Source organism: Ensifer sp. EB106-05-01-XG146, from assembly GCF_058791875.1.
Genome location: NZ_JBYTDX010000001.1, coordinates 2,400,681 through 2,417,951, shown reverse-complemented (window position 1 = coordinate 2,417,951; position 17,271 = coordinate 2,400,681). Strand labels below are relative to the sequence as shown.

16 protein-coding genes are annotated in these 17,271 nt (G+C 64.3%); 3 read left to right on the top strand and 13 right to left on the bottom strand.

Annotation, left to right across the window (positions count from 1 at the left end; all coding sequences use genetic code 11):
* Window positions 1-9: 9 nt before the first annotated feature.
* From AC3WVQ_RS11965 to AC3WVQ_RS11935, 7 genes are all read right to left on the bottom strand, one after another.
* The gene (locus AC3WVQ_RS11965; protein ID WP_110818693.1) at window positions 10-429 is read right to left on the bottom strand and encodes a GFA family protein; all 420 of its coding nucleotides are present in this window, start codon (window positions 427-429) and stop codon (window positions 10-12) included.
* Window positions 430-542: 113 nt separating this feature from the next.
* Window positions 543-2,141, bottom strand: coding sequence for an MFS transporter (locus AC3WVQ_RS11960; RefSeq protein WP_090294360.1), 1,599 nt, complete (start codon window positions 2,139-2,141; stop codon window positions 543-545).
* Window positions 2,134-2,598, bottom strand: coding sequence for an SRPBCC family protein (locus AC3WVQ_RS11955; RefSeq protein WP_110818692.1), 465 nt, complete (start codon window positions 2,596-2,598; stop codon window positions 2,134-2,136). Before AC3WVQ_RS11955 ends, AC3WVQ_RS11960 begins: the two co-directional genes overlap by 8 nt.
* Window positions 2,599-2,760: 162 nt before the next feature.
* Window positions 2,761-3,324 carry a TetR/AcrR family transcriptional regulator gene (locus AC3WVQ_RS11950; protein ID WP_110818691.1) on the bottom strand — a complete coding sequence of 188 codons (564 nt, stop codon included), beginning with the start codon at window positions 3,322-3,324 and terminating at the stop codon, window positions 2,761-2,763.
* Entirely contained in the window at window positions 3,321-3,815 is a 495-nt protein-coding gene (locus AC3WVQ_RS11945; RefSeq protein ID WP_090294355.1) for an HPP family protein, read from the bottom strand. The genes AC3WVQ_RS11950 and AC3WVQ_RS11945 overlap by 4 nt, the downstream gene beginning before the upstream one ends.
* A 102-nt stretch (window positions 3,816-3,917) precedes the next feature.
* Entirely contained in the window at window positions 3,918-5,912 is a 1,995-nt protein-coding gene (locus AC3WVQ_RS11940) for a CocE/NonD family hydrolase (RefSeq protein ID WP_090294353.1), read from the bottom strand.
* 74 nt (window positions 5,913-5,986) lie between these two features.
* Window positions 5,987-7,591 carry an ABC transporter substrate-binding protein gene (locus AC3WVQ_RS11935; RefSeq protein ID WP_060605627.1) on the bottom strand — a complete coding sequence of 535 codons (1,605 nt, stop codon included), beginning with the start codon at window positions 7,589-7,591 and terminating at the stop codon, window positions 5,987-5,989.
* Between the two features lie 162 nt (window positions 7,592-7,753).
* Between AC3WVQ_RS11935 and AC3WVQ_RS11930 the strand changes: the two genes are divergently transcribed.
* Window positions 7,754-8,548 (top strand): helix-turn-helix domain-containing protein, encoded by a 795-nt coding sequence (locus tag AC3WVQ_RS11930; RefSeq protein ID WP_090294351.1) that lies wholly within the window; start codon window positions 7,754-7,756, stop codon window positions 8,546-8,548.
* A 54-nt stretch (window positions 8,549-8,602) separates the two neighbouring features.
* The gene (locus AC3WVQ_RS11925; protein ID WP_060515882.1) at window positions 8,603-8,944 is read left to right on the top strand and encodes a PAAR domain-containing protein; all 342 of its coding nucleotides are present in this window, start codon (window positions 8,603-8,605) and stop codon (window positions 8,942-8,944) included.
* Between the two features lie 9 nt (window positions 8,945-8,953).
* On the opposite strand, the gene AC3WVQ_RS11920 is transcribed toward AC3WVQ_RS11925, so the two are convergent.
* Complete coding sequence (locus AC3WVQ_RS11920; RefSeq protein WP_492382733.1) at window positions 8,954-10,405, bottom strand: LuxR C-terminal-related transcriptional regulator; 1,452 nt, start codon at window positions 10,403-10,405, stop codon at window positions 8,954-8,956.
* A gap of 180 nt (window positions 10,406-10,585) precedes the next feature.
* On the opposite strand from AC3WVQ_RS11920, the gene AC3WVQ_RS11915 reads away from it, so the two are divergent.
* A complete protein-coding gene (locus AC3WVQ_RS11915; RefSeq protein WP_127889278.1) occupies window positions 10,586-10,882 on the top strand; it encodes a DUF1127 domain-containing protein in 297 nt (98 codons plus the stop codon).
* 56 nt (window positions 10,883-10,938) lie between these two features.
* Here AC3WVQ_RS11915 and AC3WVQ_RS11910 read toward each other — a convergent pair whose 3' ends face one another.
* The 5 genes from AC3WVQ_RS11910 to AC3WVQ_RS11890 all read right to left on the bottom strand — a co-directional run bounded on the left by AC3WVQ_RS11910 (window position 10,939) and on the right by AC3WVQ_RS11890 (window position 17,266).
* Window positions 10,939-12,570: an ABC transporter ATP-binding protein gene (locus AC3WVQ_RS11910; RefSeq protein WP_029742611.1), complete on the bottom strand. Its 1,632-nt coding sequence runs from the start codon at window positions 12,568-12,570 to the stop codon at window positions 10,939-10,941.
* A complete protein-coding gene (locus tag AC3WVQ_RS11905) occupies window positions 12,563-13,390 on the bottom strand; it encodes an ABC transporter permease (RefSeq protein WP_029742612.1) in 828 nt (275 codons plus the stop codon). Before AC3WVQ_RS11905 ends, AC3WVQ_RS11910 begins: the two co-directional genes overlap by 8 nt.
* The gene (locus AC3WVQ_RS11900; protein WP_060515884.1) at window positions 13,387-14,523 is read right to left on the bottom strand and encodes an ABC transporter permease; all 1,137 of its coding nucleotides are present in this window, start codon (window positions 14,521-14,523) and stop codon (window positions 13,387-13,389) included. Before AC3WVQ_RS11900 ends, AC3WVQ_RS11905 begins: the two co-directional genes overlap by 4 nt.
* Entirely contained in the window at window positions 14,508-16,097 is a 1,590-nt protein-coding gene (locus tag AC3WVQ_RS11895; protein ID WP_029742614.1) for an ABC transporter substrate-binding protein, read from the bottom strand. The genes AC3WVQ_RS11900 and AC3WVQ_RS11895 overlap by 16 nt, the downstream gene beginning before the upstream one ends.
* Window positions 16,098-16,483: 386 nt before the next feature.
* Window positions 16,484-17,266 carry a carnitinyl-CoA dehydratase gene (locus AC3WVQ_RS11890; protein WP_029742615.1) on the bottom strand — a complete coding sequence of 261 codons (783 nt, stop codon included), beginning with the start codon at window positions 17,264-17,266 and terminating at the stop codon, window positions 16,484-16,486.
* Between the last annotated feature and the right edge of the window lie 5 nt (window positions 17,267-17,271).

Sequence of the window (17,271 nt, the reverse complement as noted above, 5' to 3'; positions counted from 1 at the left end):
CGTGTACGCTCACATGAAGCGCGTGTCGGCGGGTGCGTTGAAGTGGTCGTCATCGCGGCCGTTTTCGTAGATGATCGGCGCATCGGCGAGTTCCGCGTCGCTGACGCCATCGAGGCAGGCGACATTGACCGCGTAGAAATGGCCGATGAAATCCTTGTGGTAGCCGCGCGAGAAGGGCCGGACACCGCAGCGGCTGCAAAAATAATGATCGACCTCGCCTTCGATCCAGCTCGAATTGTCGGCCCGGTAGCTCGTCAGCCGGTCCTTGCTTGACGTGATCTCGAATTCTTCGCGCAGCGCAAAGGCCTTCTGCATCCGTGTCTTGGCGCAGAAGGAGCAGTTGCAGCGGCGGATGCCCTCGGCGAGATCAAGCTGGCATTCGAAGGCGATGGCGCCGCAATGGCAGCTGCCGCGATAGAGCTTCTTCATCGGTTTCCTCCTTGGGATTGGACGCAGATCATCGCCCGCCGGCCATATGGCCGGCGCCGCTTGAGATTTGCGCCACTTTGCGTTTCCGGCCCGGCGCCTGGCGCCGGGCACCGTTAACCGGAGTTGCCCGAAGGCGCCGGCTGATCGGCGGCCACCTGCGCCTTGCCGTCACCGTCATCGCTGGCCTTGCGCAGGAGCAGGAAGGCGATGAGTGCGGTGCCGAGCGATAGCAGCACGCAGATCGAGGCGGTGAAGGCGAAGGACTGAGTGAAGACGCCGCGCGCCGCCGTCAGCAGCCGTTCGGCTTCTGCAGGTGGCAGGTCGGCAGCCACCGCGACCGCTCCGCCGAGCGTCTGCCGGGCGGCGGCAACGGTTTCCTCCGGCAGGCCGGTGACCACCAGCTGGTCCATGCGGCCGCGATAGGCCGAGGTCAGCAGGCTGCCGAGCACGGCAATGCCGAGCGCGCCGCCGAACTCGAAGCTGGTCTCCGAGATCGCCGAGGCGGCGCCGGCGCGCTCCGGCGGGGCAGAGCCAACGATCATATCCGTCGTCAGCGTGCCGACCGGGGCAAAACCGAGGCAGAGCACCACGAGGCCTGTGGTGACGAGAAGCGGGCTGCTTGTGGTGCCGACCTGGGTGCAGATGGCAAAGCCGATCGCCGTCAGCACGAAGCCCGCTGCAATCAGGTTGGAGGCGGCAAAACGGGTGGCAAGCATAGGCACGGTCATCGAGGCGACGATCATCGCCACACCCGTCGGCACCGACCAGAGACCGGCGACGAAGGGCGTGAGCCCGAGCACCAGCTGCAGGTACTGCGCCACGAACAGGAAGGCGCCGAAGCCGACGAAGAGACCGAGGATATTGACGCCAAGGGCGGCGCTGAAGGCCGGCGTCCTGAACAGCGCGAGGTCGATCAGCGGATCGGCGAGACGAAGCTGGCGCCGCGCAAACAGGATCGCGACGACGATGCCGAGCAGGATGAAGAAGACTGCGATCGTATCGAACCCGGCCTCGGCGATGTGCTTCATGCCGTAGATCACCGAAAGCACGGCGACGAGCGACTGGGCGGCGCTGACGAGATCGATCCGGCCGGCCTCGGGATCGCGGAATTCCGGCAGGAGGATCGGCCCGAGGATGAGGATCAGCACCATGACCGGCACGGCGAGCAGGAAGACCGAGCCCCACCAGAACTGCGACAGCATCAGCCCGCCGACCACGGGGCCGATGGCGCCGCCGGCCGAGAAGCTGGCGATCCACACCCCGATCGCAAACGTGCGCTGGCGGTCGTCGAGGAACATGTTGCGGATGAGCGAGAGGGTGGAGGGCGCAAGCGTTGCTGCCGCGACACCAAGCACCGCGCGCGCGATGATCAGCGTCTCGGCATTCCAGGCGAAGGCGGCGAAGATCGACGCCAGGCCAAAGGCGACCGAGCCGATCATCAGCAGGCGCCGGCGGCCGATGCGGTCGCCGAGCGTGCCCATGGTGATCAGCGAGCCTGCGACCATGAAGCCGTAGATATCGATGATCCAGAGAAGCTGGGCGGCCGAGGGCTTGAGCTGTTCGGCAAGCTGCGGGACCGCGAGGTTCAGCACCGTCAGGTCCATGGAATAGAGCATGCAGGGCAGCGCCAGCACGGCGAGCCCGATCCATTCGCGCCGGGTCGCCTTCGGACCGGGCGCGTTTTCGGTTTCAAGGTTCGAAATCTCAGACATGGTCGACGTAATCCCTGAGCCGCTCGAGGCACTCGCCCCAGCCATCCTGGTGCGAGTCGCGCTCTTCGACGGTCTCGAATGGTGTTTGCTGGAAGGTGAGCCGCGTCTTGCCGCCGATATCGGCGAAGGAAACGGTGATCAGCGTGTCGCTGCCGGGCTCGCCGTCTTCGTCCCAGGCGAAGGTGAAGACCAGCTTCTCGGGCTCGCGCACTTCGCGAAAGATGCCGCTCATCCAATAGTCCTGGCCTTCGGGCGAGCGGATGCAGGCGCGCCAGGCCCCGCCCGGACGGAAGTCCATGTTGACCGAATGCGGCGTGAAGTCCTGCGGTCCCCACCAGCGCAACAGGTGCTCCGGCGTCGACCAGACCTTGAAGACGAGGTTTATCGGCGCCTCGAAGTCGTGCACGATTTCCAGGCTGATATCCTTGCGTGCTGCGTTTGCGGTCGCCGCTGTCATGAATCCTCCTCCTCCGGGCGCCCCAATACGCCCAGTCTTTAACCGTAGAGTTATTTAACTTAGCGGTTAATATCCGTGCGAAAAGGCGATTGTCAAGGCAGGCTCAAGCCCCGATCTGATTTTTGTCAATTTGGGCGGGGGAGGAAGGGTGGTCGCTTGCTTTTACGATGATACGGGCAGGCGCGCCTTGAGGCGGGCCAGCACCCGGACGAAGGCGCCGGGGTCCTCGAGGCTTCGGGCAAGGATCAGCGCGCCCTGGATGCCGCCGACGATTTCCTCGGCAAGGCCGTCGCACTCGGCGGCCGGTGTGCCGGCGCGTTCAAGCGTTGCGGATAGATCGGCACGCCAATCGGAGAAATAGCGGTTGAGTTCGCGGGCGAAGCGGTCGTGTGCGCCGCTCGTAGCGATCACCCCCATCAGGCAGAGGCGTCGGCCCTGGCGAAAGTAGCCGTCGACGGCGGCAAACATCGCGCCCAGCGCTGCGGCCGGGTCTTCCGCATTGCGTAGTGGCTCGAAGATGTGCGTGCGGAACCAGGCGGCGATATCGCCAAGCACGGCCTCTGCCATCTCCTCCTTCCCGCCGGGGAAGAAGTGGTAGAGGCTGCCTTTGCCAAGCCCGGTCTTCTCGGTGATCAGGCTGAGGCTGGTGCCGTCATAACCGTGCTCGCGGAAGATTTCCGCAAGCATGGCGATCACGTCCTTTCGCTCAGCGACGACGCGGCTCATGCGGGCTTCCTCACCAGCGGATACTCGACCTTGGCGAAACGGTGGAACAGCGCGCCAATGGCGACGAGAATAAGCGAGCCGGTCAGCACCGGGAAGAGCAGGAATTCGAAGCCGGGATCGGCGGCGAAGACGACGAGCGGGTTGGCGCCTGCCGGCGGATGGGTGATGCGCAATGCCGCCATCAGCGCGATCGCCGCGCCGACGGCGATGGCGACCGCCCACCATTCATTCGGAAAGACGGTTCTGAGGATCAGGCCGACGAGGGTGGCGACGAAGTGGCCGCCGACGACGTTGGCCGGCTGCGACAGCGGGCTCGCCGTGACGGAAAAGATCAGCACGCAGCTGGCGCCGAAGGGCGCCATCAACATGGGGTGGCCGACAAGGCCTGTGAGGGCGCCGACGGCGGCGATGGCGACGAGGCCGCCGATGCCGGCAATCAAGCCGCGGTTGATATGAACGGGAGGCTGATGACGCGAGAAGAAATGGCGCATGGGTGTACCAATCAGTAAACTATTTACCGATTGGTACACTGACTTGTGTGAGATGTCAATGCGGGGGCGGGGCAGCGCGTTGGAACCGGCCGCCCGTGCCCTTCACATGAAGTCGCGGGGGATGCGCTTCTTGAAATGCTTCTCGAAAATCCGTGTCTCGCCCTCATAGGCGACGACCTCCGCCTCGGTGATCCACTCGCTTTTCGTGCAGTGGAGCGTCGAGGTCGAGACGGTACGCACAGACCAGCCCTCGCGCTTGGCAACACAGGTCCAGGTCGAGGTTCCGATCATCGACGAGGGGTCGTCCGGCGCGATCGACCAGGTCTCGTCGCGGATATCCTGGGTGGCAAGGCCCGTATCCGGATGTTCTGAAAGCCCGGTGTCCTCGTAGATCCGGTAATGGGTCATGCCGTGGGTCATGTCGCGCTCGACGGTGCGGCTCGAAATACCGCGCGTCAGCTCGCGATACTTTGGCAGCGGGTCGGGGTTCTCCGGCTCGGGCACGGTGATCTCCCTGTGGGCGCCGAGCAGGGGAAGGGCGAGCGAGAGGCTTGCTGTGTCGATCGAAAGACCCGGATCGGTCGGGGTGGGAAGGATCAGCGGCCAATAGGAGGTCGAGAGCGACACCCGGATGCGATTGCCCGCGCGGAAGCGGTAGCCGCAGGCATCGAGCGTAAGCGTGATGCGCGTCTTGCGCCCGGGCTCCATGGCGCGCGGCTGGGCGTTGCCGTCGCGATGCGAAAGGTTGAGCACGCCGAAGGCGACGCGGGTGGCGGTACCGTCCGGATGCACGTCGACGAGGCGCACGGCGAGATTGGCGGTCGGCTCCTGGCAGGTGACGTCGACGGTCAGCGTTGGCTGGCCGAGATAGTCGGCGGCTTCCAGTAGCGGTGCCGTCTCGAAGGTGAGCGAGCCGGCATCGTCGATGCGCTGGTCGCCGGCCATTTCGGCATCGGGCTTCAGCGTGAAATACTCGCCGGATGCCGTGCCGGTATCGAGCGGCGATTTCAGGTAGACCTCGCCGATGCCGGTGCCGCCGGCCGACGGCGTCAGCCGGCCGTCATGGGAGATGCCGAAGAGCTGCATTTCCGGCGTTGCCCAGGCGTCCTTCGCCACCCAGCGGCCGGGATCGCTGTCACGCCGGAGCGACGGGCGGGGCCCGTCGAGAATATAGGCGCGCACCTGTGGCCCGTTCTCGGCGCCGTTTTCCTCGTCGCGCAGCCAGCGGTTCCACCAGCGGATCGCCTCGCCGTGGAAATCGGCGCGCGGCTTCGGAAAGGCGAAATGCGGGTACTTGTGCACCCAGGGGCCGATCAGCGCCTTGGCCTTTTCCCCAAGGCCTTCGACCGCCTTCAAGGGCGTGTTGCGGTAGCCGTCGGCCCAGCCGGCGATGACCAGCGCGGGGATCCCAACCCTGTCGAAATCTTCGCAGATCGATCCGTGCTGCCAGAATTCGTCTCGACGCTGGTGCTCCAGCCATTCCTCCATGAAGAAGGGCTCTTTCTCCAGCCGCTCCATCCACATCTGCTTCCAACGGTCGCCGACGATGGCGGGATCCGGCGAGCGCGACTGGTAGCCGAGCATGGTCGCCGCCCAGGACAGCTGGGCGGAGAGGTGGCAGCCGTTCTTGTAGTGGATGTCGTCGTTGTAGCGGTCGACGGTCGAGGCGATGGAGATGACGGCTTTCAGCGCCGGCGGCTTCAAGGCCGCGACCTGCAGGCAGTTGAAGCCGCCCCAGGAGATGCCCATCATGCCGACCTTGCCGTTTGACCAGGGCTGGGCGGCGATCCATTCGACGATCTCGCAACCGTCGGAAAGCTCGCGCGGCGTATATTCGCCGTCGATCACGCCTTCGCTTTCGCCGGAGCCTCTGATGTCGACGCGCACGCCGGCAATGCCGGCGGCGGCAAACACGGGATAGGTGGATTCGTCACGCAGGCTCGTGCCGCCCTGCTTGCGGTAGGGCAGGTATTCGAGCACGGCCGGAACCGGATCGGCCTCCGTGCCGGCCGGCATCCAGATGCGGGCGGCAAGCTCGGTGCCGTCCTTCAGCCGGATCCATTCGTTTTCGATGACTGTGAATTCGCGCTCTGACATGTGGTTCTAACGATCTCTTTGTTTTCTCGGGAAATGCCGGACGCGAGCCCGCGTCCGGCATTCGTCGCAATGGCTTAGCTGTCGAACCAGACGCGGCTGCCGACGTAGCCGTTCGAGAGATCGTTGCCGATGTCGTCGACGAAGCCCTTGAGCGAAGCCGAGGCGGCGTTCACGTAATCGTTGAAGACGGGCAGGATCAGGCCGCCTTCGTCGCGCACGGTCATCGCCATGGTGCGGTACATTTCCTTGCGCTTGGCCTCGTCGAGCTCGGAGCGGGCCTGCAGCAGGAGCTTGTCGAAATCCTCGCGCTTGAAGCGGGTGTCGTTCCATTCGGCGGTCGAGAGATAGGAGGTCGAGTAGCGCGAATCCTGCGTCGGCCGGCCGCCCCAATAGGAGGCGCAGAAGGGCTGCACGTTCCAGACATTGGTCCAGTAGCCGTCTTCCGGCTCGCGGCGCACTTCGATCTCGATGCCCGCCTTCTTGGCGCTTTCCTGGAAGAGCACCGCGGCGTCGGCAGCACCCGGGAAGGCGGCGTCGGAAGTGCGCAGCAGGATCGGCCGGTCATGGCCGGACTTCTTGAAGTGGAAGGCCGCCTTGTCCGGGTCATAGGCGCGCTGCTCGATGCCTTCGGGTGCCAGCGCATAGTTGCCGTTGACGGGATAGTCGTTGCCGAGGGTGCCGAAGCCGCCGAGCACCCGGTCGAGGATCGCCTGTCGATCGACCGCATATTTCAGCGCCAGTCTGAGGTCGTTGTTGTCGAAGGGCGCGGTGTCGCAATGCATCAGGAAGCTGTAGAAGCCCTTGCCGGAGGTCCTGAGGATCTCGACGCGCGGGGCGCGCTTCAGGAGCGGCACGGTCTTCGGGTCGATGTTGTTGATGAAGTGGACCTGGCCGGAAGAAAGTGCTGCGATGCGCGCCGTCGTGTCGTTCATCACGATGATCTCGACACTGTCGACGAAGCCGCGGTCCGAGCGCCAGTCATCGGCGTTCTTCTCGAAGGTGGCGCGCAGGCCTGCCTCGTAGCTTGCAAGCTTGTAGGGGCCGGTACCAACAGGCGAGGCCGGATTGTCGACGCCGCCCTTCGGCTGGATGATCAGGTGATAGTCGGTCAGAAGCAGCGGCAGGTCGGCATTGCCTTCGGTGAGCGTCAGCACCAGGCTGCCTGCCTTCTCCTCGATCGTCTTGATCGAGCGCATCAGCCCGAGCGCGCCGGACTTCGAGCCTTCGTCCGCATGGCGCTTCAGCGTGGCGACGACGTCGGCAACGGTCAGCTTGCTGCCGTCGTGGAAGCTCACGTCGCCGCGGATCTTGAAGGTCCACTCGGACGCATCGGCCGAGGGCTCCCAAGATTCGGCAAGCGCCGGCAGGGGCGCGCCGGTCTTCGGGTCGGATTCGACCAGCGTATCACCCCAGAGGTGACCGATGACGAAGGAAACGGAACCGCTATAGGCGGCCGGGTCGAGCGAGTCCGTCGTGGCGCCGCCCTTGAGACCGAGCTTCAGATGGCCGCCACGCTTCGGCTCCTGAGCCCTTGCGTCCGTGGCGGCGAGCGTGCCGCCGAAACCGGCCGCAAGGCCCAATGCTGCCGTGCCGGCCAGGAAGCCGCGCCGGCTGAGGCCGGTCGAGGCAAGGCTCGCGGGGATAAGGAGGCCGTCAGGACGCTTCGTGAATTCGGTCATTCTAGGGTTCCCTTTGGAGTGATGCTTGTTAGGGAAAACCTAGCGTTTGCCGACCGGCACACAATTTCGCGACTTGACGCTTCTTTACGCTCTTTTACGCTACCTGAATGCTTCCTGTTCGACAGGGATTGGAAGCGCGTTGAATGGGGTTCGAAAAGCATCGTGCAGGACATCGACATCTTCGCCGCCAATCTCAAGTTTGCCTGTGCGACGCGACGGTCGATTTCGCAGATCTGCCGCGAAATCGGCATTAACCGCCAGCAGTTCAACCGCTACATCGGTGGCGAGGCGCGGCCATCGGCGCACAATGTGGCGCGCATTGCCCGCTTCTTCGGGCTTTCGGCCGAAGACTTCGCGTTGCCGGCCAAACAGTTCGAGGCGCGCATCACGCGCCCCGATCGGGACCGCTCGGATGCGGGCCTGCTGCTTGAGGGTTTCCCGGGCGACATCGCGGGCCTCCGGCGCCATGTCGGCTACTACCAGACCTATCACGTGTCGCTCTCCTGGCCGGGGCTGGTCGTCTGCTCCTGCGCGCGGATCTACGAGGAGGCAGGCTCGATCCGGGTGAAATCGATCGAGCGCATCCGCGATCCCGCAAACGAGATCCAACAGTTCTCAAAATATGTCGGCCTCGTCACTCTCTGGCGAAACCGCATCTTCATCGCCGAGCGCAGCATCGGGCGCGAGCCGATGCTGGCGCAGACCATCCTTCTGCCGTTCGAAGTGCATCAGCGGGTCTATCTGCGCGGCACCACCATGGGGGTCTCCTGGCGCAAGGAAAACCTGCCTTACGCGTCCCGGATGATCTGGCGCTCGCTCGGGGCGCAGCCGGATCTGCGGCAGATGCTCTCACGCTGCGGCGTGCTGTCCTTCGGCTCGCGGCACCTGCCGCAGACGGTGCGAGCCTTCCTCGATACGCCCGATGCCGAGCTCTTGACCGTGCCGACCGAATATTGAGGCGGCGTCGCCATGTGGTAGGTTTCGCCGAACGCACCGATCGAGGAGGGGATCATGAAATCTGCTTTGGCCGCTATCGCCTGCCTTTGCTTCGCATTGCCGATGTCACCGGCAAAGGCCGAGGAGGCACGGGCGCCGATCCCGTCCTGTGCGCTTTCGGGTGCGTCCAGCGTGATGATCGGCGGGCAGCCGGCGCTCAGGCTTTCCGATGTCGCCAATTGCCCGCCGGAACTCTACGAGGTGGTGCCGAGCATCATGGTCGAAGGCCAGCCGGTGGTGCACTTCCGCGCCGGCAGCGGCGAAAAGGGCGACTGCTCGGCCAAGGGCGAGGCGACGGTGACCTTCGAAGGCGAGGCGGCGCAGAGGGTGGGCGACGTCGATTGCCGGCAGAAGTGACAGCTATCGTCAGACGAGCCTGGCCAACCGGGCACCCTCCCGAACGGCCGAAAGCGCCGGCGGATTGGAGATGGGATAGCCGGCAATGAAGCCCTCGACCGTGAACGACGGGAACTGGCTTTGCAGCCGCGACACGACCTCTGCCGCTTCCTTCATCTCGCCAAGGTACGCGTGTGCCATCGCCTGGAACATCAGTGTGTTCGGCGATTCCTGCGAACTCTTTTCAAGCGCGGACAAGCACGCGCGATAGCGCCCGACGACGAAGAGAACGCGCGCGAACATGCCGTGGTACCAGGGCGGGCCGAGCGGGTTGAGCGAGAGGGCGCGCTCGATGAAGGGAATCCCGTCGGCGGGATCGCCGACGATCAGGGCCTTGGCTCCCGCGAGCAGCGCCAGCGTATCGGCGTTGTTCCTGCCATATTCGAGCGCCCGGGCGTGGGCCTCGGCGGCACCCGCCAGATCACCGATGCAGGCTTTGAAATCGCCGATACAGGTATGGCCGGCCGGATCCGTCGGATCGAGCCGCAGCGCCTCCTCGGCGGCGCTGCGCCAGTTCTTTCTTGCGCTTTCGAGGTCGTCGCCGAAGCCGTTCGCCGCCTGGATGGAATGGGCATAGGCAAGTTCGGTCCAGGCGCGCGCCCGCCCCGGATCGAGCTCGATCGAGCGCGCCAGCAATTGCATGGCGGCGGCGTTGCCATCCGGGCTGAAGCGATTGTGCTGTTCGACGCCCAGCAGGAAGTAGTCATAGGCTTGCAGGCTGCCCGGCGGCTTTTGCCGGCTCGCCTTGCGGCCGATGGCGGCCAGCGTGCCGAAGCAGCCGGCGAGCACGTTGATGACGCTTTCGGTGAGGCTGTCCTGCAGCGTCAGCACGTCTTCCATGGTGCGCTCGTAGCGCTCGCTCCAGAGCGTCATGCCGGTGCGGGTATCGGAAAGCTGGATCGTCAGGCGGACCCGCCGGTCGTCCGCGCGCAGCTGCCCGGTGATGGCATAGGTGGCGCCGACCGCCTGGACGTGGTCTTCGAAGCTTTCCGGCCGGTTGCCGAGCAGCTTCATTGTGTGGAAGGCGATCACGGGCAGATCGGCGAAGCGCGCGAGATCGACGCAGATGTCGGATGACAGCCCGTCGGCGAAACGGCGCCAGCGCTCCTCCGGATTGAGGCTTTCAATGGGAAAGACCGCGAGCGTCGGCGAGGCGGGCTCGGCGTCGCGTAACGGCGCGACCGCCTCGGTCGCCGTCCTGCCGGCCACCATCTGCGCGACCGAGGCGGCAAGCTCGATCTTGTTGCGAACGCCAAGCTTGCCGTAGATCGTCGCCAGATGCGTGCGCACCGTCGACGGCGCGATAAACAGCGCCTCGCCGATTTCGCGATAGGTCAGGCCGGCGGCAAAACGCTCGGCCACGGCGCGCTCGCGGTCTGACAAGGCTTCGGTGGCGACCTGTGGTGTCGGGATACGGTTCATGGCTGCTTCCTGCCATCTGACCGGGCCGTTTTCAATGGCGACATAAGGCAAGGTGCCACAGTGCCTCTTGCGCGTCCAACGGCGCGCGCGGTGCTGCAGGCAAAATACTACAAATGCAGGAGAGGAAAACACAGCAGCTGCGCGATGTGGGACGCGTTCCACGGGCCTAGAGTTCCGACAGTGTTTCAACGCCCTGAGGGGCAGGAAGAGGTGGGAACGGCGATGAGCAGCCTGCTTTCGGGAATGTCCGATTTCTATCACGCCGTTCGGCTTGATCTCAACCAGCCGGCCAAGCATCTGGCCGACAGCCTCGGCCGCCACGATCCCTTCCGGATCCTTGTCGTCTGGGAGGACCGCGTTCGCGTCCGCGAGCAACTTCAGCTCATGGCGGATCAATATCCGGAGCGGCTCAAGGATATCGGGATGACGAGGGCTGAGGTTCGCGCAGAGACGAGCAAGGCCTTCTGGCAACGCTGAGCTTGCCTGACGAAGGCATGAGACGGCGGCACGCGATCGTGCCGCCGTCTCGTTTTTCAGTTGCCGGCGCTTTCCATGCGGCGTGTCTTCAGCACCCGCTCCAGCCAGCCGATTTCCATCTCCGGAACCGACTTCAACAGCAGGTCCGTGTAGTCGTCGAAGGGTGGCGACAGCACCTTCGACTTCGGCCCGAAGCGCACGAGGCGGCCGCGATGCATGACCGCGACGCTGTCGGCGATCGCCCGCACGATGGCGATGTCGTGGGTGATAAAGACATAGGAAACAGCGGTTTCCTCCTGAAGCTTAAGAAGCAGATTCAGGATGCCTTCGGCCACAAGCGGATCGAGTGCCGAGGTGGGCTCGTCGCAGAGGATCAGCTCCGGTTTGGCGGCGAGCGCCCTTGCGATCGCCACGCGCTGCTTCTGGCCGCCCGAAAGTTCGGCCGGATAACGATCGAGGAAACGCGTTCCCATTTCGATCTGGTCGAGCAGTTCCTTGACCCGCTCCGTCTTCTTCTGGCCGTGCATGCCGAAGTAGAAGGAGAGCGGTCGACCGACGATGTCTCGCACCGTCTGGCGCGGGTTCATCGCCGTATCGGCCATCTGGTAGATCATCTGGATGCGGCGGAGCTCGTCGTTGCTGCGGCCTTTCAGCGCCCGCGGCAGCTCCTTGCCCTCGAAGGTGATGCGCCCCTCGGTCGGCGGCAAAAGCCCGGTGATGACGCGGGCAAGGGTGGACTTGCCCGAGCCGCTTTCGCCGACGATCGCCAGTGTCTGGCCTTTCGGCAGATGCATCGAGACATCATGCAGCACCTTGAAGCCGTTGGCATAGCCGGCGCTGATATGCTCGATCTTCAACTGCGTCCCGGTCTGGTCGGCGGCTTCCTCGCGTTTCGTCTGGCGGACGCTGACGAGTGCCCGGGTGTAATCCTCGCGCGGCTCTTCGATGATCTGCTTCGTCGAGCCGTATTCCACCGTCTTGCCATGGCGCAGCACCATGATGTCGTCGGAGATCTGGGCGACGACGGCGAGGTCGTGGGTGATGTAGAGGGCTGCCGTGTGCGTCTCTTCGATCGCATGCTTGATCGCGGCGAGCACGTCGATCTGGGTGGTGACGTCGAGCGCGGTCGTCGGCTCGTCGAAGACGATCAGCTCCGGGTTGGGGCAGAGCGCCATGGCGGTCATGGCGCGCTGCAGCTGGCCGCCGGAGACCTGGTGCGGATAGCGCTCGCCAAAGGTTTCCGGATTGGGCAGGCCCAGCACGCGGAAGAGATAGAGCGCCCGCTTCTTAGCCTCCTCGCGGCTCATGATGCCGTGGCGGAGCGACGCCTCGATCACCTGGTCGCCAAGCCGATGCGCCGGATTGAAGGCGGCCGCTGCCGATTGCGCGACGTAGCAGACGCGGGCGCCGCGGATCGAGCGGATGCCGTTCTTGTCGAGCGTCAGAATGTCCTTGCCGTCGAGCAGGACCTGGCCGCCAGTGATGCGCACGCCGCCGCGGCCATAGGCGAGCGCCGAAAGGCCGATGGTCGACTTGCCGGCGCCGGACTCGCCGATGAGGCCGAGCACCTTGCCCTTCTGAACGTCGAAGGAGACGCCCTCGACGAGGGTGACAACCTTCGGCGGTTCGCCCGGCGGGTAGCTGGTCGCTTCGATCTTCAAGTTCTTGACGGAGAGCATCTCAGGCATCGCCGCGTCCTCCCTTGAGGCTGGAGGTTCTCTTCATCAGCCAGTCGACCACAAGGTTGACGCAGATCGCGAGCGTCGCGATCGCAGCACCGGGGATGAGCGCTGCCGAAATGCCGAAGATGATGCCGTCCTTGTTGTCCTTGACCATGCCGCCCCAGTCGGCTGCCGGCGGCTGGATGCCGAGGCCGAGGAAGGAGAGGGTGGAGAGGAACAGGATCGAGAAGGCGAAGCGCAGGCCGAATTCGGCCAAGAGCGGCGACAGCGTGTTCGGCAGGATCTCGCGGAAGATGATCCAGAGCGAACCTTCTCCACGCAGCCTTGCCGCCTCGACGAACTCCATGACCGCGACATCGAGCGCCACGGCGCGGCCGATGCGGAAGACGCGGGTACTGTCGAGTACCGCCATCACCAGGATCAGGATCCACAGATGCTGCGGCAGGACGGCGAGAACGACGAGGGCGAAAATGAGCGTCGGAATCGCCATCATCAGGTCGTTGAAGCGGGAAAACAGCTGGTCCGTGAAACCACCGACAACAGCGGCGGTGAAGCTCAGGATCATGCCGAGCGAGAAGGAAAGCACGGTTGCCGCAAATGCCACGAAGATGGTGGTGCGGGCGCCATAGATCAGACGCGACAGCAGGTCGCGGCCGAGATTGTCGGTGCCGAGCAAGAAGTCGCCGCCGGCCGGAAGCCAGACGTCGCCGACCACGTCGCGTTCACCGAAGGGGGCGATGACAGGCGCAAAGAGGGCGCAGAAGATCGCAATCGCGATGCCGGCGATGCCGATCCAGGCGCTGAAGGGGATGGATCTCAGGTTCATCGCGGATGCCTCAGTCTCGGGTTGGCGATGATCGCGAGAATGTCGGCCGCCATGTTCAGGAAGATGTAGAAGGCGGCAAAGATCAGACCGCAGGCCTGAACGACCGGCATGTCGCGCACGGTCACCGCATCCACCATATATTGGCCCATGCCCGGATAGACGAAGACCACTTCGACCACGACGACGCCGACCACGAGATAGGCCAGGTTGAGCGCAATGACGTTGATGACCGGCGCCACCGCATTGGGGGCGGCGTGACGCGCGATGATGCGGAACATGCCGAGGCCCTTCAGTTCCGCCGTCTCGACATAGGCCGACGACATGACGTTGAGGATCGCCGCGCGGGTCATGCGCATCATGTGGGCGAGAACGACGAGAACGAGGGTCGCGACGGGAAGCGCGATCGCCGAGAGACGTTCGGTGAAGCTCATGCTGTCATAGACGGTCGCGGGGAAGGTCGCGACGCCGTATTTGACGGCGAAGAACATGATCAGGAGATAGCCGACGAAGAACTCGGGCAGCGAGATCGCCGCGAGCGAGACGACGTTGATGATCTTGTCGGGCAGCCGGTTGCGGAACTGCACCGCCAGCATGCCGAGGCCGACGGCGAGCGGTACGGAGACGAGGGCTGCGAAGAAGGCAAGGAACAGCGAGTTGCCGAGGCGCTTGGAAATCTGCTCGCCGACCGAGTTCTTGCTCGCCCAGGAGGTGCCGAAATCGCCTTGGACAGCGCCGCCGAGCCAGGAGACGTAGCGTTCGGTCCAGGGCCGGTCGAGGCCGAGATCCTTGCGGATGTTTTCGACCGCCTGCGGCGTTGCCGACTGGCCGAGATAGGTGGTGGCGAAGTCGCCTGGAAGCGCCTCGATGCCGCCGAAGATCATCAGCGATACGGCGAACAGAAGGCCGACGCTCAAGCCGAGGCGCTGCAGGATCAGCGCCGCGAGCGGGCGGCGGAAGGTGAAGCGCCGCCAGAAGGTGCCGCCGATTTCACCGTTCGAGGGATTGGTGGCAGGGTTGGGTTTTGCTGGTACTCCGGAAAGTTCGGCAGACCGCGGGTGTGTTGCACCCGCGGTTCCATCCGTCGGAACCGGACCAGTGAGCGGTCCGCTTTCCATCATCATGCGTCCAGCCATACCCGGGTTGCGACATAGCCGTTCGACATGTCGTTGCCGATGTCGTGCACGTAGCCTTTCACCTGCTTGGTGGAGGCGTTCACGAAGTCGTTGAACATCGGCAGGATCAGGCCGCCTTCGTCACGCACCATCATGGCCATGGTGCGGTACATGTCCTTGCGCTTGGCCTCGTCGAGTTCCGAGCGGGCCTCGAGCAGGATCTTGTCGAAATCCGGACGCTTGAAGCGGGTGTCGTTCCAGTCGGCGGTCGAAAGATAGGCGGTGGAGTACATCTGGTCCTGGGTCGGACGGCCGCCCCAGTAGGAGGTGGAGAAGGGCTGTACGTTCCAGACGTTGGTCCAGTAGCCGTCACCCGGCTCGCGCTTGACCTCGATCTCGATGCCCGCCTTCTTGGCGCTTTCCTGGTAGAGCACCGCTGCATCGACAGCACCCGGGAAGGCGACGTCGGAGGTGCGCAGCAGTACCGGACCGCTGTGGCCGGATTTCTTGTAGTGGAAGGCCGCCTTGTCCGGATCATAGGCACGCTGCTCGATGCCTTCGGGGAAGAGGGCGTAGGTGTCGTTGATCGGGAAGTCGTTGCCGACCTTGCCGTAACCGCCGAGGATGCGCTGGACCATGGTCTCGCGGTCCATCGAATATTTCAGCGCCATGCGCAGGTCGTTGTTGTCGAAGGGTGCGGTGTTGCAATGCATGATGAACACGTAGTGGCCGCGGCCGGACGTGTTCAGGATCTCGACCGTCGGCGCCTTCTTCAGAAGGTTGACCGTCTTCGGATCGACGCGGTTGATGTAGTGCACCTGGCCGGAGGAAAGCGCGGCGATGCGGGCCGTGGCGTCGTTCATGGCGATCAGCTCGACCGAGTCCACATAGCCGCGGTCGGTGCGCCAGTCGTCGGCATTCTTCTCGAAGGTGGCACGAACGCCGGCTTCGAAGCTCGTCACCTTGAAGGGGCCGGTGCCGATCATCGCGTCCGGCTTGTCGATGCCGCCGCCCGGCTGGATGATGAGGTGATAGTCGGTCAGAAGCAGCGGCAGGTCGGCATTGCCTTCGGTCAGCACGAGCACCAGCTTGTCGCCGTCGGCCTTGATTTCCTTGATCGACTTCATCACGCCGAGCGCGCCGGATTCAGACTTTTCGTCGGTGTGGCGCTGCAGCGTCTTGATGACGTCGTCGAGCGTCAGCTCCTTGCCGTCGTGGAATTTTACGCCCTTGCGGATGGTAAAGGTCCAGGTCGACGCGTCGGTCGAGGGCTCCCAGGATTCGGCGAGTGCCGGCACCGGCGCGCCGGTCGTCGGGTGGCTTTCGACGAGCATGTCGCCCCAGTTGCGGCCGACGACGAACATGAATTGCGACAGCGCCTTGGCCGGGTCCTTCGAGTCGGTGGCGGCAGCGCCTTCGAGACCGAGTTTCAGGTGACCGCCGCGCTTCGGCTCCTGCGCTGCAGCGCTGGTGGCAAACAAAGTGCCGGCCGTCGAGGCGAGAATGCCGGCTGCTGCCGCGCGGCCCAAAAACTCGCGCCGGTTCATCTTGCCGAGCATGACCTGTCGTGTGAGGTAATCCTTGTAATCGCTCATTCCCCTGTTCCCTTTTCTCGTCGGCATTCGCCGTTCGTTGTGGTTGGTAGAGATTGCTGCGTACAGCCATTGTATCGATGGCTTCGGACTGGGCCGGAGGGCCGCTTGTTTTCTTCCGGGTTCTTGTCTCTCCTTCCTTCTGGCCGGGCGTCCTTCGTTCAGATCGATAAGCGTAATCGCTGGAACTCTTGTTGTAACGCCCTAAATTACAATTTATTTCCATAAGCATGGCTTATGGACACGTGTTTAATGGCGCGCGATGTTGCCCGCGCGTCTCGTCACGTTCCGGTGCCGGTCCATCCGGCTCTGTTGCCTGCGCCGCCAAGGGTTGGCGGTGCTCTTCGAAGCGGGTTGCGGGCGGAAACCGCACGCACTCTCGTTCGGTCTCAGCGCCCCTTCCACACGGGGTCGCGCTTCTCCGCGAAGGCGCGCGCGCCCTCCAGCTGGTCTTCGCTCGAATAGAGAATATCGACGGTTTTGAACTGCCGCTGGGTGATCTTGTTCATGGTCGTCTGGAAGGCTTCGCCCTCGGCGGCGCGGACCACTTCCTTGATCGCCGCATAGACCAGCGGCGGGCCGCTTTCGAGCAGGCGGGCGAGCTCCCAGGCGCGCTCCATCAGTTTGCCTGCCGGCAGGATCTCGTTGACGAAGCCCCAGCGGTGGGCTTCCTGCACGTCGAGCCAGCGGCCGGTCAGAAGCATGTCCATGGCGATGTGATAGGGGATGCGCTTCGGCAGCTTGATCGAGGCAGCATCGGCAACGGTGCCGGAGCGGATTTCGGGCAACGCGAAGGTCGCGTGTTCGGCGGCAAGGATCAGGTCGGTCGAAAGCGCGATCTCGAGGCCGCCGCCGCAGCAGATGCCGTTGATCGCGGCGATGATCGGCTTGTTGAGATCGCGCAGTTCCTGCATGCCGCCGAAGCCGCCGACGCCGTAGTCACCATCGACCGCGTCACCGTCGGCAGCAGCCTTCAGGTCCCATCCCGGACAGAAGAATTTTTCACCGGCGCCGGTGATGATCGCGACACGTAGGCTGTCGTCGTCGCGGAAGTCGCGGAAGATCTCGCCCATGACCCGGCTGGTTTTCAGGTCGATGGCGTTCGCCTTCGGCCGGTCGATCGTGACTTCCAGAATACCGCCTTCGCGGCGTGTGAGGATCGGTCCGGTCATGAGGG